This window comes from Pseudomonas sp. FEMGT703P (genome assembly GCF_002786345.1).
Classification (GTDB): Bacteria; Pseudomonadota; Gammaproteobacteria; order Pseudomonadales; family Pseudomonadaceae; genus Aquipseudomonas; species Aquipseudomonas peli.
The window spans coordinates 1,302,673-1,324,374 of the sequence record NZ_PGCM01000005.1 but is presented as its reverse complement, the minus strand read 5'-3'; the positions used below and the strand labels follow the sequence as shown (position 1 = coordinate 1,324,374).

Here is a 21,702-nt window from a genome sequence, read left to right as displayed (position 1 = left end):
GCATGCAATTTAATTAAACCAAGATAAGGCCCGCTAATGCAGGCCTATGCGATGGCCTTAAGCCTTCGGCACCAGCTTGAGCGAAGCCGAATTGATGCAATAACGCAGCCCCGTTGGCGCCGGACCATCGGGAAACACATGCCCCAGGTGAGCATCGCACTTGGCGCATTTGACTTCGATGCGGTGCATGCCGTGATTGAAGTCATCCAGGCTGGTGATGGCCTCGCTGTTGACGGGCTGGAAGTAACTCGGCCAACCGCTGCCAGAGTCGTACTTGGCGTCCGAATCAAACAACTCAGCCTGGCAGCAGGCGCAGTGGTAAATACCTGGCACCTTACTGTCGTGGTATTGGCCGGTAAACGCGCGCTCGGTGCCGCCCAGGCGACAGACATGAAACTGCTCCTCGGAAAGCTCTTCGCGCCAGGCTTCCAGGGGTTTTTCCAGCTTATCCACAGGCAGGTCTCCTCTATAGAAAAAAGCCCGACCAGTACCTTTGCCAAGGTCGGGCTGCAACGTATCATTCGACCCCAGTCTGTCACCGGCGTTACAACCTGCCAAGGCTCGTCAGATCGCGTCTTTTTGCAGGGTAATTCAGCGGCGTCCACCATTCGGGATCACATACATGCAGTTCAGCAAATCGAACAAGCTTGCCAACGTCTGCTACGACATCCGCGGGCCGGTGCTCAAGCACGCCAAACGCCTGGAAGAGGAAGGCCATCGCATCCTCAAGCTGAACATCGGCAACCCGGCACCGTTCGGTTTTGAAGCGCCTGAAGAAATTCTGCAGGATGTGATCCGTAACCTGCCCACAGCCCAGGGCTACAGCGACTCCAAGGGCCTGTTTAGTGCGCGCAAGGCGGTCATGCAGTACTACCAGCAGAAGCAGGTAGAAGGCGTTGGTATCGAAGACATCTACCTGGGCAACGGCGTATCCGAGCTGATCGTGATGGCCATGCAGGCGCTGCTGAATAACGGTGATGAAGTACTGATCCCGGCACCGGACTACCCGCTGTGGACGGCGGCAGTGGCTCTTGCCGGTGGTAAGCCTGTGCATTACCTGTGCGACGAGCAGGCGGGCTGGTTCCCCGATATCGCCGACATGCGCGCGAAAATCACACCAAACACTAAAGCCCTGGTGCTGATCAACCCGAACAACCCGACTGGCGCGGTGTATTCCAAAGAAGTGTTGATGGATATCGTCGAACTGGCCCGTCAGCACAACCTGGTGCTGTTCTCCGACGAGATCTACGACAAGATTCTCTACGACGAAGCCCAGCATATTTCTACCGCATCGCTGGCCCCAGACGTGCTCTGCCTGACGTTCAATGGCCTGTCCAAGTCCTATCGCGTGGCGGGTTTCCGCTCAGGCTGGGTGGCAATTTCCGGGCCCAAGCACCGCGCACAGAGCTACATCGAAGGCATCGACATCCTCGCCAACATGCGCCTGTGCGCCAACGTGCCAAGCCAGCATGCGATTCAGACAGCGTTGGGCGGCTACCAGAGCATCAATGACCTGGTGTTGCCGCAAGGTCGCCTGCTGGAGCAGCGCAACCGTACCTGGGAACTGCTCAACGATATTCCCGGGGTCAGCTGCGTCAAACCCATGGGCGCGCTGTATGCCTTCCCCAAGATCGACCCGAAGGTCTGCCCGATCCACAACGACGAAAAGTTTGTGCTCGACCTGCTGCTCTCGGAAAAACTGCTGATTGTTCAGGGCACCGCCTTCAACTGGCCGTGGCCGGATCACTTCCGCGTGGTCACTTTGCCGCGCGTGGATGAGCTGGAAATGGCCATCGGCCGTATCGGCAGCTTCCTCAAGACTTACCAACAGTAATCGGAGCGCGCATGAACCAGAGCAAACGCTACCTGCTAACCGGTGCCAGCTCTGGTATCGGTGCCGCTCTGGCCCGCGAATTGGCGGCCAAAGGTTATGACCTGGCCCTGGCCGCACGCCGCGAAGACAGCCTGCACCTCTTAGCCGCCGAACTGCAGGCGCGCTTCAAGCGCAAAGTGGTGGTCTTACCGTTGGATGTGACCGACTACGACGCATGCCAGGATGCCGTAGGCCTGGCTGCCAACCTGCTCGGTGGTCTGGACGGAATTATTGCCAATGCCGGTATCGCACTGACCGGTAAAGCCGGCGGTGGCCACTTTAAGCGCGCACGTTTGACTGTGGAAACCAACCTGATCGGCGCGATTGCCTGCCTGGATGCCGCCTGCGCACTGTTTCGTCAGCAAGGCCACGGCCACCTGGTTGCCGTGGCCTCAGTCGCCGGCAAACGCGGTTTGCCGCATACGGCGGCCTATTCAGCGAGCAAAGCTGGCCTGATCAGCTACATGGAAGCCACCCGCGCCGAGCTGCTGGGCAAGAATATCGACACCACCCTGCTGCTACCGGGCTTTATCGACACGCCCTTGAACAGCGATATGGCCAGCCGGCCATTTCTGATTGATGTAGAACGCGGCGCGGCGCTGATCGCCAAGCACATCGACAAACGCCATGTTAGCGCCTACGTGCCTGGCTGGCCCTGGGCGCTCCTGGGCCGCGTGCTGCCTTATCTTCCAACCTCAATGATTGGCAAATTCTGATGGACCTGCAGATCGACGACTTCTACAAGGATGCCGCCGCCGGCATGCTGACTCTGTACCAGGCATTTCCGAGTAAATCCGCACTGTATGTCGAAGACCTGATCGGCCGCGAAGAGCCCGATGAGTTCGGCCTGCCCACACCACGCCATCAAAGTTGTCTGGGCGCCCTGCTGTGGCTGGCCGAGGAAGGCTATATCCGCTTCGACTCCACCATCGGTTACGACGCACTGGATCAGGCCGTGCTCAGCGAAAAGGGCTTTCTGCGCCTGACCCGCGGTGTGCCTCACGCCCTGGCAGAGGGTGACGCCCTGCCGCCCAGCGTGCGCCGCGTGCACGCCACCCTCGCATTTCAGCTGCGCGAAGCGCTGGGCCAAAGGCATGGCGAGCGCATAGCCCGCCTGACTCGCCTGCTGTTCGAATCCAGCCTAAACGGCGCAAGCGACATAGTTTGAAATAGTCGCCAGGTTGAAGTGCCTTGGGGTGCGCCCTTATATAGCCGTCATATCCAAGAGTGGTCGTTGAAAACCCGGCGAAGCAGCCAAAACAGGGTTTTCAATGGCCTTATAGAACATTCTCGTGAGGAGTCTCAATACACCATGATGCGCATTATGCTGTTCCTGGCCACCAACATTGCGGTGTTGATCATCGCCAGCATCACCCTGAAATTGCTCGGGGTTGACCGCTTTACCGGCCAGAACTATGGCAGCCTGCTGGTTTTCTGCGCCGTATTCGGTTTTGCCGGCTCGCTGGTCTCGCTGTTCCTGTCCAAGTGGATGGCGAAGATGAGCACCAAGACCGAAATCATCACCCAGCCACGCACCCGCCACGAACAGTGGCTGATGCAGACCGTGGAAGAACTGTCCCGCGAAGCCGGGATCAAGATGCCAGAAGTGGGTATCTTCCCGGCCTACGAGTCCAACGCCTTCGCTACCGGCTGGAACAAGAACGATGCCCTGGTAGCCGTCAGCCAGGGGCTGCTGGAGCGCTTCTCGCCTGACGAAGTTCGCGCGGTACTGGCCCACGAAATCGGCCACGTAGCCAACGGCGACATGGTTACCCTGGCGCTGATTCAGGGCGTGGTGAACACCTTCGTGATGTTCTTCGCACGGATCTTCGGCAACTTTGTCGATAAGGTCATTCTGAAAAACGAAGACGGCCCAGGCATCGGTTACTTCGTGGCGACCATCTTCGCCGAGCTTGTTCTGGGCATCCTGGCCAGCATCATCGTTATGTGGTTTTCGCGTAAGCGCGAGTTCAAGGCCGACGAAGCTGGTGCACGCCTGGCCGGCACAGGTGCCATGATCGCCGCTCTGCAGCGCCTGCGCGCTGAGCAGGAAGTGCCGGTCACCATGCCTAACAGCCTGACCGCGTTCGGCATCAACGGTGGCCTGAAAGGCGGCCTGGCTGGCCTGCTGATGACCCACCCGCCACTGGAAGTCCGCATCGAAGCCCTGCGTCAGCGCGGCTAAGTGATAAAAGCAAAAAGGGCGACTCTTGAGTCGCCCTTTTTTGTGGCTGTGATTCAGTCTTTACGCAGCTGATAGACCCGCTCATCCAGGCGCTCAAGGCCGCGCTTTAAAAACTTCCAGTTATCACCCAGCACATCGCCGCACACCAGCTCCTGCAACTGCCATTCAGGCGTATACAAGCGCTGCACCTCCTCATCTGCCACAGCGAAGGGCGGGCCGTCCATCTGCGCCTGGTCATAGTCCAAGCTCACCAGTAGCCCCTGGCAGCCGCGGGGTAAGACTTGGGTCAAATGCGCCACATAACGCGCGCGCATTTCTGGCGGCAATGCAATCAGTGCGGCGCGGTCATACAGTGCGGAGCAGTCAGCAAGCTGCTGCGCCGTCAGGGCAAAGAAATCACCGCAGTAGATTTCCACAGCGCCAGCCCGATACAGCCTGAGCGCGCCGACCTCACTGACCTCCGGCAGCAGCTTATGCTCGTCGAAGAAATCTTCCACTGCACGCTGCGCCAGCTCAACACCGACGACGTGATAACCCTGCCCCGCCAACCAGGCCATATCCAGGCTCTTGCCACACAGCGGCACCAGCACGCGTGCGCCCTCAGGCAAACCCAGCGCCGGCCAATACTGCTGCAGATAGGGATTGACCTCAGGCAGATGAAAGCCGATTTCACTGCGCGCCCAACGTGCCTGCCAAAATTCTGCGTGCATACCCACTCCTGAAAAGACTCAACGAAAGATCGTGACGCACCCAGCCCATAAGGCCAAGAGGCTCCACCCGCGCAAACCATCTAATTAAGCGATTTAAATACCCAGTCTTTTACGCTTTTATGTACAGATTGACTGATGGAAGATGCAGGAAACCGATCAGGAGCCTGTCATGTCACTGCCCAGTTTATTTATCTCCCACGGCTCACCCATGCTGGCCCTGCAACCCGGCGCCAGCGGCCCGGCCCTTGCCCGCCTGGCCAGCCAACTGCCAAAGCCGCGCGCGATTGCGCTGGTTTCGGCGCACTGGGAAAGTCGTGAGTTGCGGGTTGGCAGCGCCGTACACCCACGAACCTGGCATGACTTTCACGGGTTTCCCGCTGAACTGTATCAGGTGCAATACCCAGCACCAGGCGAGCCCGAGCTGGCCGCCGAGATCGCCAACCGGCTGACGCAAGCCGGCCTTCCGGCCCAGCTGGATCCTGAACGGCCGCTGGATCACGGCGCCTGGGTGCCCCTGGCGCTGATGTACCCACAGGCGGATATACCCGTGGTGCAAATCTCCCTGCCCAGCCACCAGGGGCCAGCCCTGCAACGCCGCGTTGGCCAGGCACTGACCAGCTTACGCGCGCAAGGCGTGCTGCTGATCGGCTCGGGCAGCATCACCCACAACCTCGGCGAACTGGACTGGCATGCGGGTTCAGATGTCATCAAGCCCTGGGCGCAGGCTTTCCGTGACTGGATCGTGGATAAACTGACGAGACAGGACAACGCCACCCTCGATGATTATCGCCGGCAAGCTCCCTATGCTGCGCGCAACCACCCCAGCGATGAACACCTGCTGCCGCTGTTTTTTGCCGCAAGTGCCGGCGGGCAGTTCAAGGTCGAGCACAGCGGCTTCACCCTGGGCGCACTGGGGATGGACATCTACAGCTTCACCTAAGCCCTATGTCCACTGCGTAACAGCCATAAAAAAGCCCCGCACTGAGCGGGGCTTTTTTATTCAGCGACGTATCAATCTTCGCGATAACGACGCAGTTTCAGCGGCTTGCCACCGACGCGGGTGTCTTTCAACTTACCCAGCAGACGATCAAGGCCTTCTTCCGGCAGCTCGACCAGGCTGAAGCTCTCACGCACCTGAATGCGGCCGATGTCTTCACGGGTCAAACCACCTTCGTTGAGGATCGCCCCCAGGAGGTTCTTAGCGGCAATCCCGTCACGCGCACCCAGAGCAGTGCGGCAACGCGCGCGGCCTTCGGCCAACGGCACCGGTGCACGGCGCTCGCGACTGCCTTCACGATCAGGACGCTCACTGCGCTCGCTGCGTTCACGCGGAGCGCTGCTACCGCTACCCGGAACCAACGGCTGATCACGTTGAACTTCAGCCAGGGTCAGGGCTTGGCCATTGGTGGCCTTGCGCAGGAGTGCTGCGGCCAAAGCACGTGGGCTGCAACCGATATCAGCCGTCAGGCGATCCAGCAGATCACCGTGACTGGCTTCGGCATCGGCCACCAGTGGCGCCAAGCTGTTGGTCAACTTCTTGATGCGTGCGTCCAGTACTTGCTGAGCGTCCGGCAGCTTCACCTCACCCACTTTCTGTCCGGTTACACGCTCAATCACTTGCAGCATGCGGCGCTCACGTGGCGTTACCAGCAACAGGGCGCGACCGGTACGACCCGCACGGCCAGTACGGCCGATACGGTGCACGTACGATTCTGGGTCATATGGCATGTCCACGTTCATAACGTGGGTGATACGCGGCACATCGAGACCGCGAGCAGCAACGTCGGTGGCGATGACGATGTCCAGACGGCCATCCTTCAACGACTCGATCACGCGCTCACGCTGGTTCTGGGCGATATCGCCGTTCAGTGCAGCAGCCTTGTAGCCCTTGGCTTCCAGCGCAGCGGCCAGGTCCAAGGTGGCTTGTTTAGTACGCACGAAACCGATCAGCGCGTCGAACTCTTCGACTTCCAGCAGACGCAGGACAGCCGCGTGCTTCTGGTCGGCGTGGACCATCAGGTGCGCCTGCTCAATCGCAGTCACGGTCTGGGTTTTCGAAGCGATTTTGATATGTTGCGGATCGCGCAGGTGTTTTTCTGCGATGGCGCGGATCGAATGCGGCAGGGTCGCGGAGAACAGCACGCTCTGGCGGCTTGCTGGCATCGCTTCGAAGATTACTTCGAGGTCATCCATAAAGCCCAGCTTGAGCATTTCGTCAGCTTCGTCGAGAACCAGGTACTGAATGGTTGACAAGACTTTCTCATCACGACGCAGGTGGTCAACCAGACGACCCGGCGTAGCCACGATGACCTGTGCACCCTGACGGATAGCCTTCAGCTGCGGGCCCATCGGTGCGCCGCCGTAAACGGCCACCACATTCAGACCTGGCATCTGCTTGGAATAGGTTTCAAAGGCGGTGGCCACTTGCAGGGCCAGCTCGCGGGTTGGCGCGAGGATCAGCGCCTGCGGCTCTTTCTTTGCCGGGTCGATTTTCGACAGGATCGGCAGCGCAAAAGCAGCGGTTTTACCGGTACCGGTCTGGGCCTGACCGATCATGTCCTGACCGGACAGAATTACGGGAATGGCCTGCGCCTGAATCGGCGACGGCTCTTCGTAACCAACAGCGGTCAGTGCAGCGAGAATATTGGAGTTGAGTCCGAGTGCGGCGAAGCCGCCGGTTTCCTGGGTCATGGGTCTGCCTCTAGTGCATCCGCAAAGACCCATGTTCCAAAGCTGCGCATGCCGTGTAAGACCCGAGAGTCACCCTGGCAGCCATGTCGGCGGGGATTTGCGAAAACGTGTGATAAATGAATCGTCAAGGATAGTCCGCAAAACGGACTAACTGCCAAAGTAAACCTTCGGGCGAGTTGTACTACCTGAACGTGGCCAAGAATTGACCGGCGCGCACTATACCGGAAAACCTGGCCGATGTGCCTGTTTTTCCATCAACCACGCATAAAAAATGCATAAGCAGCACCTATAGCGTGCCATACGGCCATCCTCTGATAGCCTGCAACTGCCATGCTGTAACGGCCTAAACCCCAGCTCACCTACCTGCGCACAAGGACTCCCAGCCATGACCCAAAGCACCAGCGGCCGCGTCAGCCGTGAAAAACGTGGCCAGATCATGTTGATCGGCCTGGACCGAGCGAGCAAACGCAATGCTTTCGATATGCCCATGCTGGATGATCTGTGCCGGGCTTACGGCGAGTTCGAGCGCGATAGCGATGCGCGTGTGGCGCTGGTATTTGCCCATGGTGAACACTTCACCGCTGGTTTGGACCTGGCAAACGTAGCGGCGCAATTTGCCGCCGGCTGGAAGATCCCTGACGACGGCTGTGACCCTTGGGGCGTGTTCGGCGGGCCGCGAGTGAGCAAACCGGTGATCGTCGCTGCTCAGGGCTACTGCTACACGATCGGTATCGAACTGATGCTGGCCTCGGATATCAACCTGTGCGCCAGCAATACCCGCTTCGCGCAGATGGAAGTACAGCGCGGGATCTTTCCGTTCGGCGGCGCCACCTTGCGCATGCACCAGAGCGCGGGCTGGGGCAATGCCATGCGCTGGCTGCTGACCGGCGATGAGTTCGATGCTCACGAAGCCTATCGCCTAGGGTTGATCCAGCAGGTGGTAGCCAGCGAGGAGCTGCTGCCCAAGGCACTGTGGCTGGCTGAACGCATTGCCGCACAAGCCCCGCTGGGCGTGCAGGCTACCCTGGCATCGGCGCGCCAGGCGGTGGTCGAAGGCCCGGCTGCCGCAGCCGCCAGCCTGCACCCGACCGTGACTCGTTTGATGGCCAGTGAAGATGCGCAGGAAGGCGTACGAGCGATGCTGGAACGCCGTCCGGGCGACTTTAAAGGGCGTTGAGCGTAATCAGGTCGCAGGACGTACCGCTTTGATCAACGACTCCAGCGAATAACCGAACTGCGGCGCCAGCAGCTCATTGCGGCGCCGCAGTTCGGTAAAGTCGATGTTCTGCTCAAGATCCGCCGGCACCAGCAACACGACATTGCCCTCCTTCACCGGGCACTCCCAGTAATGCCGGTGGTAGAGGCCGCGCAGCAGCGGCGCACCCAGTGGTTTGCCGTCGTTGCCGGCCCACTGGTTGATAATCAGCCAGCCGCCAGGGTTAAGCTGCTTTTGGCAGTTTTCCAGAAAACGCCATGCCAGATGCCCAGTCGCCGGGCCATGGTCGGTGTACAGATCGACAAACAGCAGGTCGGTCTTTTCCGCGCTTTCCAGCAGCTCCAGGGCATCGCCGATACGAATGGTCAGGCGCGGATCATCGGTCAGCCCCATGTGCTCCATGGCCAGGCGCGGCACATCGGCGCGCAGCTCGATCACCTCAACATCGTCCAGCGGCAGAAACTTCAGGCAAGCCTGGGTCAGGTTGCCGGCGCCAAGGCCGAGAAACAGCGCACTTTCCGGGTGTTCATGGCACAACGCGCCAAGCAGCATGGCGCGGGTGTAGTCGTACTCCAGCCAGCTGGGGTCCGGCATATAGACGCAGCTCTGCTCAATCGCCTCACCAAATTCGAGAAAGCGGTAAGCGCCCATTTCGACTACCTGGATAACGCCGAAGGCATCATGCACTTCGGCGATCAACAGCGGGTCCGGCATCTGACCGACCGGGGGTAAACCTGGCATCCACCACTCTCCACCGTGACATCCCCGACCATTTCGGCCAGAGGAAAGGCGCTAATTGTCATTGAGGCACCCTCCCCTGGTCACGCGATAATTTGCCGCAGTCGGGTGCGCCGGTTTGGTGCTGTGCGACTACAACAATAAAAACAATGATCGAGGTTTGCCATGTACGCCATTATCGGTGCCGGCCCCATGGGGCTGTGTACAGCACGTCAACTGCACAAGCACGGCATCGATTTTGTCGGTTTCGAACTGCACGCGGATGTCGGCGGCCTGTGGGACATCGATAATCCGCACAGCACCATGTATGACTCGGCGCACCTGATTTCCTCCAAGAGCACCACCCAATTCACTGAATTTCCGATGCGCGCCGAGGTGGCTCCCTACCCCCATCACAGTGAAATGCGCCGCTATTTCCGCGACTACGCCGAGCACTTCGGCCTGTACGCGCATTACCAATTCAATACCCGTGTAGTGGCAATCCAGCGCCTGGACAAAGGCTGGAAGCTGATCAGCGAGCACGAAGGCGTGCAACGTGAGTGGCTGTTCGACGGCGTACTGATGGCTAACGGCACCCTGCATACGCCCAATCAGCCGGCGCTACCCGGCACGTATACCGGCGAGCTGATGCACTCCAGCGACTACCGCTCGGCAGCGGTGTTCGACAGCAAGCGCGTGCTGGTAATCGGCTGCGGCAACTCGGCCTGCGACATCGCCGTGGACGCTGTGCACCGCGCCGCTTCGGTGGACCTGTCGGTGCGTCGCGGTTATTACTTCCTGCCCAAATTCACCCTGGGCCGGCCGACCGATACCCTCGGTGGTGCGATCAAGCTGCCGCGCCCGTTCAAGCAATTCCTCGATGGCCTGCTGACACGCGCGCTGGTCGGCAAACCTTCGCAATACGGCCTGCCCGACCCGGACTACAAGCTCTACGAGTCACACCCGGTGATGAACTCCCTGGTGCTGCATTACCTCGGCCATGGCGATATCCAGGCGCGCCGCGACATCGTCAAGGTTGAAGGCCTGCAGGTGACCTTCAGTGACGGCGAACAGGCCGAATACGACCTGATTCTGCAAGGCACCGGCTACAGACTCGACTACCCCTTTATCGACCGCGCGCACCTCAACTGGCCGAGCAGCGCCGGCGCACCGCAGCTCTACCTCAACGTATTCCACCCTGAGTACGACAACCTGTTTATGTTGGGCATGGTCGAAGCTTCGGGCCTGGGCTGGCAGGGCCGCGCCGAGCAGGCCGAACTGGTGGCCCTGGTGATTCGCCAACAGCAGCAAGGCAGCGCGGCCGCCAAGCGTTTCCGCGCCCTGGTGCAGGCGCGCAGTGCGCAGCGCCTGGATGGCGGCTATAGCTACCTGCAACTGGAGCGCATGGCCTATTACGTGCACAAAGACAGCTACCGTAAGAGCGTGAAGCAACACATCACTGAACTGCAGCAGAACTTGCAGCCCATCACTCCGAGCCCCGCCAAGGAAAGCCACGATGCCTGCCGTCAATCTTGAGTTTTCCCCCAGCGCAATGATCGCGCTGAACGCCATCATCGCGCTGATGATGTTCGGCGTGTCGCTGGAACTGCGTGCCGATGATTTCAAGCGCATCCTGCGTACACCCAAGGCGCCGCTGATTGGTATGTTCGTGCAGTTCTTCCTGCTGCCCGCCAGCACCTGCCTGCTGACCATTCTGCTGCCGATCGACCCGAGCCTGGCGCTGGGCCTGATTCTGGTCGCGACCTGCCCGAGCGGCACCTTCTCCAACATCATGACTTGGCTGGGACGCGGCAACGTCGCGGTATCGGCCAGTGTCACTGCGGTGTCGAGCATCACCGCAGGCATTTTCACCCCGCTCAACTTTGCCCTGTACGCCGGCATCAACCCTGGCACCCGCGCACTGCTGACCGAAATCAGCGTCGATCCAATCGAACTGCTGGCCATGGTCCTGCTGGTATTGGTGCTGCCGATGGTGCTCGGCATGTGGCTGGGCAAGCGTCGCCCGCAGCTGGCGCAAAAACTGGAAAAGCCCCTGCGCACCTTCTCCCTGCTGGTGATGCTGGCCTTCGTCGGCGGTGCCTTTAGCAAGAACTTCGAGCAGTTCACCGAGCACTTCCATCTGTTCTTCTGGCTGGTGGTCACCCTCAACACCATGGCCCTGCTGCTTGGCTACCTGTGCGCACGTCTGTGGCGCTTGCCCGAGGCCGACGTGCGCGCTGTGACCCTGGAAACCGGCATCCACAACTCGGCTCTGGGTATGGCGCTGATCTTCACCTTCTTCCCGCAGGCCGGCGGCATGCTGTTGATTGCCGCGTTCTGGGGCTGCTGGCAGCTGCTTTCCGGGCTGATTCTGGCGCTGTTCTGGTCACGCCGCCCACCCCTGATACAACCTGGCGCAGTCATCAGCGAAGGCAGCCACTGATGCCGACGGTACTGATCACCGGGGCCGCCAGCGGCCTCGGCTGGGAGCTTGCGCGCAGCTATCACGCCGCGGGTTACCACTTGCTGCTCACCGATATCAACGCCAATGGCCTGACTGCGCGGATTGATGAGCTGGGCGCAGAACGGGTAATCGGGCTGGCCGGCGATATCACCGACCCGCACCTGCATCAGCAATTGCTGCAAACCTGCAGCGAGCGCTTCGGCCGCCTCGATGTGCTGATCAATAACGCCGGCATCACCCACCGCTCGCCGGCCATGCAGACAGACCCAGCCGTGCTGCGCAAAGTCATGGCCGTCAACTATCAGGCCCCCGTGGAGCTGACCCTGAGCGCCCTGCCGCTGCTGCGCCAGAGCCGTGGACAGATCATTGCCATCGGTTCCATGGCGGGCTGGATGCCGGTGCTGGGTCGCGCCGGTTATTGCGCCGCGAAAAGCGCCCTCGGTCAGTTCTTCGAAGTGCTGCGCGCCGAGGCCGCCCGCGATGGCATCCGCATGCTGCTGGTGTACCCGAGCTTTCTTGATACCTCGATCGAGCAGAACGCCCTCGGCGGCGACGGCCAGCAGGCGCAGCACGGCCGCTCAACCATCGGCCAGGTACGCGGTGCCGACTGGATGGCCGCGCAGATTCTCCAGGCACAGAGGCAAGGCCGCGAGCGCCTGTTCCCCGACCGTGGCAGCTGGCTGGCCAGCCTGCTCTGGCGCATCGTTCCGGGTTTTTACTACCGCAAGATGAGTGCACGCTTCGCTGGGGAGATGGGCTGATGGACGTTATCTGGCTAACGTTGGCGGGCTTTATCCTGCTGGCGTACACCCTGGAGGCGATCACTGGTTTCGGCAGCATCGTGATTGCCCTGTCACTGGGCGCCCTGCTGCTGCCTATTGATCAGCTGCTGCCGGTGCTGGTGCCACTGAATATCTGCATGACCGGCTACCTGGTCTGGCGGCATCGGCAGATGATCGACCGCCGCCTGCTGCTGGGCATGATCCTGCCCGGCATGCTGCTCGGCACGGCTCTCGGCTATGCCCTGCTGCCCTTCCTGGACGCAGCCCTTGCAAAGCGCCTGTTTGGCTCATTGGTGCTGTGGTTTGCCGCTCGCGAACTGTGGCGCCTGCGTCATGCGGCCGTGCAGCCCGTGCGCCCCATGTGGCTTAGCCGCCTGCTCAGCCTGTGTGCGGGCATCAGTCACGGCCTGTTCGCCTCCGGCGGCCCGCTGCTGGTATTCGCCCTGACCGGCACGCAACTGGACAAGGCGCGCCTGCGTGCCACCCTGGTCACGGTGTGGTTCACCCTCAACAGCCTGTTGACCCTGGCCTTCCTGCTCGACGGGCGCCTGCTGCCCGCCCTGCCGCAAGTCGCCAGCTACGCGCCGCTGCTGCTGATCGGTGTGTGGCTGGGAGAGCGCCTGCACCAGCGCTTCAACGAACAGCATTTTCGCATTGCCATCTACCTGTTGCTGCTGGTCACCGGTGGCCTGCTGCTTGCGCCCTGGAGTTTGCTATGAGCTTCGACATCATCATCAAAAATGGTCTGTATTTCGACGGCACAGGTGCACCCGGTGCGCAGCGGCATATCGGCATCAAGAACGGACGCATCGATGTGCTGAGCCTCAGCCCACTGGATGAAAGCGGCTGCCCCGAGGTGCTGGACGCTGCCGGCAAGTGGGTCACGCCGGGCTTTCTGGAAATTCACTCGCATTACGACGCCGAAGTGATCGCTGCGCCGGCATTGAAGGAATCGGTGCGCCACGGCGTCACCAGCGTGACCATCGGTTCCTGCTCGATCAGCATGGTGTTGGCCGATGCAGAGGACTGTTCCGACCTGTTCACCCGCGTCGAAGCGGTACCGCGTGAATACGTGCTGCCGATTCTTAAAGAGAAGAAAACCTGGCGCGACGCCGCCGGCTACCGCGCGTTCTATGAACATCAGCCGCTGGGGCCGAACGTCAGCTCATTCCTTGGCCACTCCGAACTGCGCGTGGCGGTAATGGGCCTGGAGCGCGCCACCAGCAAAGTCAAACCGACCGAAGCCGAACTTGCACGCATGGAGCAACTGCTGGAAGAGGCGCTGGACGCCGGCTGCATCGGCTTGTCGGTGATGACCACGCGCCTGGACAAGATGGATGGCGACCGCGCCTGGTCCAGCCCACTGCCCTCGACCTTCGCCAGCTGGACCGAGTTCTCCCGCCTGTTCGCCATCCTGCGCCGGCGTGGTGCGGTGATGCAGGGCGCACCGAACGCGGTGACCAAGGTCAATGTGTTCGCCTTCCTCTGGCAGGCCCACGGCTGGTTCCGCCAACCGCTGAAGTGCTCAATGCTGACCGCCCTGGACCTGAAATCACAGCCGCTGCTGCATTACTTCACCCGCCTCTCCGGCTGGCTGGCCAACCGCGTGCTGCGCGGCCATTTCCGCTGGCAGACTCTTCCAGCGCCCTTCACCCTGCGCCTGGAAGGGCTGAATGTGAACGCCTTCGAGGAGTTCGGTGCCGGCGAGATCCTGCGCAACATCAAAGACCCGGACGAGCTGTACGCCAAGGTGCTGGAGCCGGAGTTCCGTGCGCTGTTCAAAAAGCAGGTCAAGGCCGTGCTGACCAAGGGCCTATGGCACCGCGACTTCTCCGACTGCTGGGTAACCGAATGCCCGGACGCCAGCATGATCGGCAAGAACTTCAAGCAGCTCGGCGCCGCCCATGGCCTGGACCCGGTGGACGCCTACTTCGAGCTGGCCTGCCAGTACCGCGAGGCACTGAAGTGGACCACCTGCTATGGCAACCAGCGCGAGGCAGTGATGCATAAGCTGCTCTCCAGCCCCTGGACCCAGCCGGGCTTCGCTGACTCGGGCGCACACCTGCGTTCCATCGCTCAGTACAACTTTCCGCTGCGCTTCCTTAAATACGTGCGCGATGCCGAACTTACCGGCACCCCGTTCATGGACATGGGCCGCGCCATCCACCGCCTGACTGGCGAGCTGGCGGACTTTATCGGGGTCGACGCCGGCACTATCCGCGTTGGCGACCGTGCTGATGTGGTGATCGTTAACCCAGCCGGGCTGACCGATGAGCTGGACGACATACATGAAGCGCCGATGGAGGTGCTCGGCCTGGAGCGCGTGGTCAAACGCAATGACGCGGCGGTGGACGCCACCCTGATCAACGGCCGCATCGCCTACCGCCGTGGCAGCGAGTTCCCCGACGCGCTGGGCAAGCAGCGAGGCTTTGGCAGCTTTCTGCCGGGGCGTGACGTTGCGCCGCGCACAGCGCCAGCAGCAGGTTTCAAATCCGCCACGGCCTGAGCCAACGTCACCATGCAGCGGCTCTATCGCGCCTATCGGCTTGCCGGTCATGGCTTATCGGTTACCATGCCCATCCGCCTAAATTGACTTAAGCCGAGAGCCGCAATGTCGCAACCCTGGAGCCCTGAAAGCTGGAGAGCCAAACCGATCCAGCAACAACCGCAGTACCCGAACGCCGCGCAACTGGCCCAGGTCGAGCAGACCCTGGCCGGTTATCCGCCGCTGGTGTTTGCCGGTGAAGCCCGTGAACTGCGTCGCCAGTTTGCCGAAGTCACCCAGGGTCGCGCATTTCTCCTGCAGGGTGGCGATTGCGCCGAGAGCTTTGCCGAGTTCAGCGCGGCAAAAATCCGCGACACCTTCAAGGTGCTGCTGCAGATGGCCATCGTCATGACCTTCGCCGCCGGCTGCCCGGTGGTCAAAGTCGGGCGCATGGCCGGCCAGTTCGCCAAACCGCGCTCGGCCAATGACGAAACCATCGACGGCGTGACCCTGCCCGCCTACCGTGGCGATATCGTCAACGGTATCGGCTTCGACTCGGCCAGCCGCGTGCCGGACCCGGAGCGCCTGCTGCAGGCCTACCACCAGTCCACGGCTTCGTTGAACCTGCTGCGTGCCTTTGCCCAGGGCGGTTTTGCCGACCTGCATCAGGTGCATCAGTGGAACCTCGACTTTATTGCCAACTCGGCGCTCGGTGAGAAGTACAGCCAGCTGGCTGACCGCATCGACGAAACCCTGGCCTTTATGCGCGCCTGCGGCATGGACGGCGCGGCACAAGTGCGTGAAACCAGCTTCTTCACCGCCCACGAAGCATTGCTGCTGAATTACGAGCAAGCCTTTGTGCGCAAGGACAGTCTTACCGGCGGCTGGTACGACTGCTCGGCGCACATGCTGTGGATCGGCGATCGCACCCGTCAGCTGGACGGCGCGCATGTCGAGTTTCTGCGCGGCGTCGGCAACCCGATAGGGGTGAAAGTCGGCCCGAGCATGGGCAGCGAAGACCTGATCCGCCTGATCGATATCCTCAACCCGGACAACGATCCCGGCCGTCTCAACCTGATTGTGCGCATGGGCGCCGACAAGGTCGAAGCCGGTCTGCCGCGCCTGATCCAGACCGTGCAACGCGAAGGTCGCCAGGTGCTGTGGAGCAGTGACCCGATGCACGGCAACACCATCAAGGCCTCAAGCGGTTACAAGACCCGCGACTTTGCGCAGATTCTTGCCGAAGTGAAGCAGTTCTTCGCCGTGCACCAGGCTGAGGGCAGCTACGCCGGTGGTATCCATATCGAGATGACCGGGCAGAATGTCACCGAGTGCATCGGCGGCGCGCGGCCGATCACCGAAGACGGCCTGTCAGATCGCTACCACACTCACTGCGACCCACGGATGAACGCCGACCAGTCGCTGGAGCTGGCCTTCCTGATCGCCGAAACCCTTAAGCAAGTACGCCGCTAAAGGCGGCTACCAACCCCCGCTGCTACGTCGCAAATGGCGCAGCAGCGGGATGCATTCAGGCAATCAGGCGTTCACGCAAACGCCCGAGCATGCCGAGCAAACTGCCAACCTTCTCCCGATCCTGCTCTTCACGCGGCTGCTGCGCGAGGCGGGTAACGACCTGCGCCGGCTGAGCGCGCCAGATCTGCGCCTGTTCGGCCGCTGCCAACAAGCCCTTGTCGAACAGCCCGCGACGAATCGGCTTGGGCAGGTAACGGAAAATCTGCGCTTCGTTGATCAATTTGAGCAGCGCCTGGGTATCGCAGAACGGCGTAACCACCAGGCTGAGCAGACGTGGATGGGCCTGGGCTAGGCTTTTCAGCAGTGGTGCAGTGTCTTCCCCAGCCACTTGCAGGTCACTGACCAGCAGATCAATCGGCTGGCTGTTTAGCAGCATCACGGCGTCGCTCAGCGAAGCCGCGCGCAGCAGACGATGACCGCCGGCCACGCAGAACTCGGCCACCACATCCAGAGTCGACGCATCCTCATCCAGGAGCAGCACATTGAGCGCCGCCTGCGGTATGACTGCCGAGACTTTCGGTGCCTGCAACTGGCGTGCAGCTATCTGCGCTGCCTGGCGCAGGGTGAAGGCCATTTCCTGCTGATCCCAGGGCTTGGTCAGGTAACGGAAGATACCGCCACTATTGAGCGCCTCCACGGCGGCATCCAGGTCTGAGTAGCCGGTCAGCAGAATGCGCAGGGTATCGGGGGCAATCTCACGCGCCTGGGCCAGCAGCTCGGCACCGCTCATCTGTGGCATGCGCTGGTCGCTGACGATGATCTGCACATTCTCGCTTTTCAGCCGCTCCAGGGCGCGACGCGGGTCGCTCTCGGTCAGCACTTCATATTCACGGCGAAACTGCAGGGCCAGGCTGCGCAGAATGCGCTCTTCATCATCAACAAACAGAATACGAATCTGCTCACTCATATCAGGCACTCCGTTGTAGTGGCAGCGCCTGCGGGCGCGGCAGGCGGATCAGAAAGCGCGTACCGCGCCCAGGCTCGGACGCTGCGCGGATCTGCCCGCCGTGGTCCTGGATGATCTTGTAGCTGATTGATAGCCCCAGGCCGGTGCCCTGGCCCACCGGTTTGGTGGTAAAGAACGGATCGAAGATGCGCGCCAGCACTTCAGGTGGCATGCCACGCCCGGAATCCTGCACAGAAATGCACACGGCACTGTCATCGGCCCAGGTTTTCACCAGGATCTGACCGAAACCATCGATGGCCTGGGCGGCGTTGTTGAGCAGGTTAAGCAGCACCTGGTTGATCTGCGACGGCGCACAGGGAATGCGTGGCAGTTCACCCAATTGCAAGATGGTTTCGGCCTTGTCCTTGATGCCGTTGCGGGCAATCACCAGAGCGCTGCGGATGCACTCATTGAGGTCGACCTCCTCGCTCATGGCGCGGTCCAGGCGGGCGAAATCCTTGAGGCCGACCACCAACTCGGCAATCTGCTCCAGGCCATAGAGGGTGTCGCTGAACAGCTGAGTAAAGTCCTCCACCAGCAGTTCCGGAGCAGCCTTAGTGCGGGCTTCGGCAGCAACCTCCAGGGCCATGGCCAGGCGCGCCTCATCACAGGTCGGATCGTTCAGGCAATCGCCCAGAGCAGCCTGCGCCTCGGCCAGTTCAAACAGCGGCGCACTCAGTTCACGCAGTAGCTGCACATTGTTTTTCACATAACCCAGTGGGGTGTTCAGCTCGTGGGCGACGCCGGCGACCATCTGCCCCAGGGATGCCATCTTTTCTGACTGTACCAGTTGGGTCTGCGATTCCTTAAGCTCCACCAGGGCCTTGCGCAGCACCAAATTGCGCTGGGCGATGCGCGCCTCCATGGCTTTGAGCAGATCGAGCACGGTGCCCAGGCCGCGATACAGGCCCTGGGCGTCGACCAGGATAAAGTCCTCAGTGATCGGGTATTGCAGCTGCCCGGTGATCTGCTTGGCGGCGTCCTCCAGGCTGGTGTCGAGGCTGACTACCAGCGGTGCCGCATTCATCACCTCCTGCACCGCGTGACGGCCGCGCAAATCGCGACCGAAGCGCTGCATAAAGATGTCCTGCAAGGTGGTGCGACTGACCAGGCCCAGCGGCCGGCCGGCGCTATCTACAATGGGCAGCGAGAGAAAAGCTTTGAGCTCCGGCGTCAGCAGACGATCCGCCACATCGGCGATGCTCATGTCCGCAGCCAACGGCGAAACCGGCTTGAGCAAGCGCGTGAGCGCGCTGGCAGTGGTCATGGGCAGACTCCCTGTGCGTTGGAAAGCCGCCATTCAACCAGCGCCAAGTTGCCGCCATGTGACAGTCATCACATTTAACCCCGCACGCCAGAGCCTTGCGCGCCTCCCTTCGAAACGCTGTTGCCGTTTAATTACCGACTGCCGCGCGCTATGGTGGCTGCTCAACTCTGCAAGGATGGTGTTATGACCTGGTATATCTGGCTGTTCATACTTCTGGTATTGGGCTCCATCGTGGGCGGCTTGATGGTGCTGCTGCGCACCGCCAAACCACTGCCCTTGAGCGAGGAACAGCTGACAAAGATTCACCAGCGTGAACGCGAACAGGCAGCAAAGGACGCTGACCAGCGCTAACCCCCTCACAAGGATGTTTCATGCCACTGCATCTGCGCCTGCTGCTCCCCGCCCTGTGCCTGGCAAGTGGGTTTGCCCTGGGTTATATCCACCTGGCGGGGTTGGCCGCTGGAGCCGCACTCGGTGCATGGCTGTTATATGCCGAAAAGCACCTACACCCAACACTGTGGACCGGACTGAGCCTGCTGGCCTGCATTGCCTTTGCCGCACACCTCGTCCCAGGCTTTAGCGCCACACCGTTATGGTCGCCACGCCAACTCAGCGTCGATGCCGCGCCTTACGCGCTGCGCCTGTCCTGGGACAAGTTGCTGGTCGGTGTCACGCTGCTGGCCTGGTGGCTGGGGCAGAAAACGCCGAGCAAGCCACTGTCCAAAAACGTCTGGTTCACCGCCGCACTGACGTTGCTCGGTGTACCGCTGATGGCGTTGGCGCTGGGCTTGGTGGGCTGGCAGCCGAAATGGCCAGACGGGCTTTGGCTGTGGTTGGCGGTCAACCTGGGAGTGGCCGTGCTGGCCGAAGAATTACTGTTTCGCGGCTTGTTGCAGCGCCAGCTGGTCAGTTGGCTCGGTGCCTGGGCGGGGATTGGCCTGACGACGCTGCTGTTTGCCGCGGTGCACCTGCCCTTCAGTCCTTTATTCGCTGTGGTCGCCGGGGTCGCCGGACTGGGCTATGGGTTGATTTTTCATTTCAGCGGACGCATCAGCCTGGCCATCGCCCTGCATGGTGCAGTTAATGTGCTGCACCTGCTGCTACTGAGCTATCCGTTGCGCGCGGCATGACCGCAACCTGATAGCGGCTAAAAATCGCTTCCAACTGGCCGCTATCGCGCAGCGGCTCATACAGCGCCACAAACTGCTCAGGCGTGATCGGCGACTGCGGGCGTAACAGCACGTGATGGCGATAGCGCTGGTCGGCACGCTCGGAAATTAACAACTGCCCTGCATATTGCCGATTACGCTCCAGAAAATCCCCAATGTAGGAGCGCGTGACCAGGGCGATCTCCGCCCGTTCGTGCAATACCATCAACAGATTGCTTTCGTGGGAATGGGTCAAGGTGGCGTTAAAGGTCTTGGTCAGGTGTTCAGGCGAGGAATCAAAGCCGGCAAAGGCATAGTGATAGCCATGATAGAGGGCCAAGCGCTTGTCTTTGAGCGAGTCAAAATAGTCTTGACCACGTTTCGCCTTTACGCGGGCGACAAACACTTCAGAGTCTTCCAACCCCATGTCCAGGGCCACATGTGGGACGTTCTGCCAGCCCCAACCGGGGTTCTCGAAAATCGCCAGGTCGATACGCTGCTGCTTGAAATCACGAAAGCGCCGCTTAACCGCGGTTGGCACCATGACAAAGTGGAAATCCGTTTGGGCCTGATTCAGTGTCAGGACCAACTCTTCGAGCAAGCCGGTGGAGCGCGTCTGCTCGGCTTTGAACACATAAGGTGGGAAGTACACAGAGGCCACGCGCACTTCCTGCGCGGCCATAAGTGGCCCGGCGAGCAACAATGCCAAACTCGTGCCCAGCACTCTGATTACCCTGCGTCCTAAGAACCCCATTTGACGACAACTTCCTTATTTTTTGAGTACCCGCAGCCTACCCCAGGAAAATCTGACCGAACAGAGCGTTTTCAGTCATTTATAAGTGCCGATGCGTCACGCAGATGGAAGCGATTAAGCAACTTATCCAGCTGTTTATCATGGTTGAGTTGCTCAAGCAGCCGGGCAAAAGTGTGTGGCTGCATCGTCGACTCCGGACGGAAGAGTGCTTGGTGCTGGTATATCTGATCGACTCGCTGGGAAACCAGCAACGCGCTGCTTTGCTCAGGGTAGTGCTGCTGATACGAGCGTAGGTATGAACGTGTCACGACGGCAACATCAGCGCGACCGCGCAGGAGCATGATCAGATTGCTGTCGTGGGAATAGGTCAACACCGCGTTGAATGCATGGGTCAAAAACTGTTTGTCCGAGTTAAACCCGGCAAAACCATAGTGATAGCCGCTGTACAGGGCCATCCGTTTACCCGCGAACTCGTCGAAATAATGCTCATCACGACCTGGCTGCCGACGTGCCACATAGACTTCGGCATCTTCGACACGCAGGTCCAGCGCAGTGTGCGGGGTATCCTGCCAGCCCCAAGCTGGGGACTCGAACAGCATCAGGTCGAAACGACCACTTTGTAGATCGCGATAACGCCGCATGGCTGAGGTCGCGACCAGACTGAAGCGGTAGTCGCTTTGCATCTGATTGAGTGCCTGCAGCAATTCGGGCAACAGCCCGCCAGGGCGCTCGCTTTCGGGTTTAATCACATAAGGAGGGAAATGGTAGGCCCCCACTCGTACATCTTCTGCGGCCTGCACAGCGCACACCGCAGAAAACATTAATCCGAGCAGTACCCACCGTAACAAAGCGGCCACACAGCGAACCTCAGAAAAACGCAGCGACTTCTTCCGTGACCTAAGACACCAGTAATCCATTGGCGCCAAAATAC

General features: G+C 60.7%; 22 protein-coding genes. 14 read left to right on the top strand and 8 right to left on the bottom strand.

What is annotated here, in order from left to right; all coding sequences use genetic code 11:
• Positions 1–57: 57 nt before the first annotated feature.
• Positions 58–453, bottom strand: coding sequence for a peptide-methionine (R)-S-oxide reductase MsrB (gene msrB / locus CUR33_RS10005; RefSeq protein WP_090247906.1), 396 nt, complete (start codon positions 451–453; stop codon positions 58–60).
• A 169-nt stretch (positions 454–622) separates the two neighbouring features.
• Here msrB and CUR33_RS10000 point away from each other — a divergent pair, with 169 nt between their 5' ends.
• From CUR33_RS10000 to htpX, 4 genes are all read left to right on the top strand, one after another.
• On the top strand, positions 623–1,834 hold the full coding sequence (locus CUR33_RS10000; RefSeq protein WP_090247908.1) for a pyridoxal phosphate-dependent aminotransferase: 1,212 nt from the start codon (positions 623–625) through the stop codon (positions 1,832–1,834).
• A gap of 11 nt (positions 1,835–1,845) precedes the next feature.
• Positions 1,846–2,589: an SDR family NAD(P)-dependent oxidoreductase gene (locus tag CUR33_RS09995; protein WP_090247909.1), complete on the top strand. Its 744-nt coding sequence runs from the start codon at positions 1,846–1,848 to the stop codon at positions 2,587–2,589.
• Entirely contained in the window at positions 2,589–3,041 is a 453-nt protein-coding gene (locus CUR33_RS09990) for a hypothetical protein (protein ID WP_289239492.1), read from the top strand. Before CUR33_RS09995 ends, CUR33_RS09990 begins: the two co-directional genes overlap by 1 nt.
• Positions 3,042–3,185: 144 nt before the next feature.
• Complete coding sequence (gene htpX / locus CUR33_RS09985; RefSeq protein ID WP_090247912.1) at positions 3,186–4,058, top strand: protease HtpX; 873 nt, start codon at positions 3,186–3,188, stop codon at positions 4,056–4,058.
• 53 nt (positions 4,059–4,111) lie between these two features.
• On the opposite strand, the gene CUR33_RS09980 is transcribed toward htpX, so the two are convergent.
• Positions 4,112–4,768, bottom strand: a complete 657-nt coding sequence (locus CUR33_RS09980) for a thiopurine S-methyltransferase (RefSeq protein ID WP_289239491.1) — start codon at positions 4,766–4,768, stop codon at positions 4,112–4,114.
• Between the two features lie 169 nt (positions 4,769–4,937).
• On the opposite strand from CUR33_RS09980, the gene CUR33_RS09975 reads away from it, so the two are divergent.
• Entirely contained in the window at positions 4,938–5,708 is a 771-nt protein-coding gene (locus CUR33_RS09975; protein ID WP_289239490.1) for a DODA-type extradiol aromatic ring-opening family dioxygenase, read from the top strand.
• A gap of 71 nt (positions 5,709–5,779) precedes the next feature.
• Here the strand turns inward: CUR33_RS09975 and CUR33_RS09970 are convergent, their stop codons facing one another.
• On the bottom strand, positions 5,780–7,492 hold the full coding sequence (locus CUR33_RS09970) for a DEAD/DEAH box helicase (protein ID WP_169852824.1): 1,713 nt from the start codon (positions 7,490–7,492) through the stop codon (positions 5,780–5,782).
• Between the two features lie 352 nt (positions 7,493–7,844).
• On the opposite strand from CUR33_RS09970, the gene CUR33_RS09965 reads away from it, so the two are divergent.
• Positions 7,845–8,636 carry a crotonase/enoyl-CoA hydratase family protein gene (locus CUR33_RS09965; RefSeq protein WP_090247917.1) on the top strand — a complete coding sequence of 264 codons (792 nt, stop codon included), beginning with the start codon at positions 7,845–7,847 and terminating at the stop codon, positions 8,634–8,636.
• Positions 8,637–8,642: 6 nt separating this feature from the next.
• Here the strand turns inward: CUR33_RS09965 and CUR33_RS09960 are convergent, their stop codons facing one another.
• Positions 8,643–9,416 carry a spermidine synthase gene (locus CUR33_RS09960; protein WP_167141080.1) on the bottom strand — a complete coding sequence of 258 codons (774 nt, stop codon included), beginning with the start codon at positions 9,414–9,416 and terminating at the stop codon, positions 8,643–8,645.
• Positions 9,417–9,578: 162 nt separating this feature from the next.
• Between CUR33_RS09960 and CUR33_RS09955 the strand changes: the two genes are divergently transcribed.
• From CUR33_RS09955 to CUR33_RS09930, 6 genes are all read left to right on the top strand, one after another.
• Positions 9,579–10,928 (top strand): flavin-containing monooxygenase, encoded by a 1,350-nt coding sequence (locus CUR33_RS09955; RefSeq protein WP_289239489.1) that lies wholly within the window; start codon positions 9,579–9,581, stop codon positions 10,926–10,928.
• On the top strand, positions 10,909–11,835 hold the full coding sequence (locus CUR33_RS09950) for a bile acid:sodium symporter family protein (protein WP_282875537.1): 927 nt from the start codon (positions 10,909–10,911) through the stop codon (positions 11,833–11,835). Before CUR33_RS09955 ends, CUR33_RS09950 begins: the two co-directional genes overlap by 20 nt.
• Complete coding sequence (locus CUR33_RS09945; RefSeq protein ID WP_289239488.1) at positions 11,835–12,617, top strand: SDR family NAD(P)-dependent oxidoreductase; 783 nt, start codon at positions 11,835–11,837, stop codon at positions 12,615–12,617. Before CUR33_RS09950 ends, CUR33_RS09945 begins: the two co-directional genes overlap by 1 nt.
• Positions 12,617–13,357, top strand: coding sequence for a sulfite exporter TauE/SafE family protein (locus CUR33_RS09940; RefSeq protein ID WP_289239487.1), 741 nt, complete (start codon positions 12,617–12,619; stop codon positions 13,355–13,357). The genes CUR33_RS09945 and CUR33_RS09940 overlap by 1 nt, the downstream gene beginning before the upstream one ends.
• Complete coding sequence (locus CUR33_RS09935) at positions 13,354–15,144, top strand: N-acyl-D-amino-acid deacylase family protein (protein ID WP_289239486.1); 1,791 nt, start codon at positions 13,354–13,356, stop codon at positions 15,142–15,144. The genes CUR33_RS09940 and CUR33_RS09935 overlap by 4 nt, the downstream gene beginning before the upstream one ends.
• A gap of 105 nt (positions 15,145–15,249) precedes the next feature.
• The gene (locus CUR33_RS09930; protein WP_160084870.1) at positions 15,250–16,596 is read left to right on the top strand and encodes a class II 3-deoxy-7-phosphoheptulonate synthase; all 1,347 of its coding nucleotides are present in this window, start codon (positions 15,250–15,252) and stop codon (positions 16,594–16,596) included.
• 55 nt (positions 16,597–16,651) lie between these two features.
• On the opposite strand, the gene CUR33_RS09925 is transcribed toward CUR33_RS09930, so the two are convergent.
• Positions 16,652–17,563, bottom strand: a complete 912-nt coding sequence (locus CUR33_RS09925) for a response regulator (protein WP_289239485.1) — start codon at positions 17,561–17,563, stop codon at positions 16,652–16,654.
• A gap of 1 nt (position 17,564) precedes the next feature.
• A complete protein-coding gene (locus CUR33_RS09920; protein ID WP_289239484.1) occupies positions 17,565–18,869 on the bottom strand; it encodes an ATP-binding protein in 1,305 nt (434 codons plus the stop codon).
• A 183-nt stretch (positions 18,870–19,052) separates the two neighbouring features.
• On the opposite strand from CUR33_RS09920, the gene CUR33_RS09915 reads away from it, so the two are divergent.
• Together CUR33_RS09915 and CUR33_RS09910 are read left to right on the top strand one after the other, a co-directional pair.
• Positions 19,053–19,220, top strand: coding sequence for a DUF2897 family protein (locus CUR33_RS09915; RefSeq protein WP_090247932.1), 168 nt, complete (start codon positions 19,053–19,055; stop codon positions 19,218–19,220).
• Between the two features lie 20 nt (positions 19,221–19,240).
• Positions 19,241–19,999 (top strand): CPBP family intramembrane glutamic endopeptidase, encoded by a 759-nt coding sequence (locus CUR33_RS09910; RefSeq protein WP_289239483.1) that lies wholly within the window; start codon positions 19,241–19,243, stop codon positions 19,997–19,999.
• Here the strand turns inward: CUR33_RS09910 and CUR33_RS09905 are convergent.
• Both CUR33_RS09905 and CUR33_RS09900 read right to left on the bottom strand, forming a co-directional pair.
• Positions 19,950–20,771, bottom strand: coding sequence for an amino acid ABC transporter substrate-binding protein (locus CUR33_RS09905; RefSeq protein WP_289239482.1), 822 nt, complete (start codon positions 20,769–20,771; stop codon positions 19,950–19,952). The genes CUR33_RS09910 and CUR33_RS09905 overlap by 50 nt on opposite strands.
• 71 nt (positions 20,772–20,842) lie before the next feature.
• Positions 20,843–21,628, bottom strand: a complete 786-nt coding sequence (locus CUR33_RS09900) for a substrate-binding periplasmic protein (protein WP_289239481.1) — start codon at positions 21,626–21,628, stop codon at positions 20,843–20,845.
• Positions 21,629–21,702: the final 74 nt, after the last annotated feature.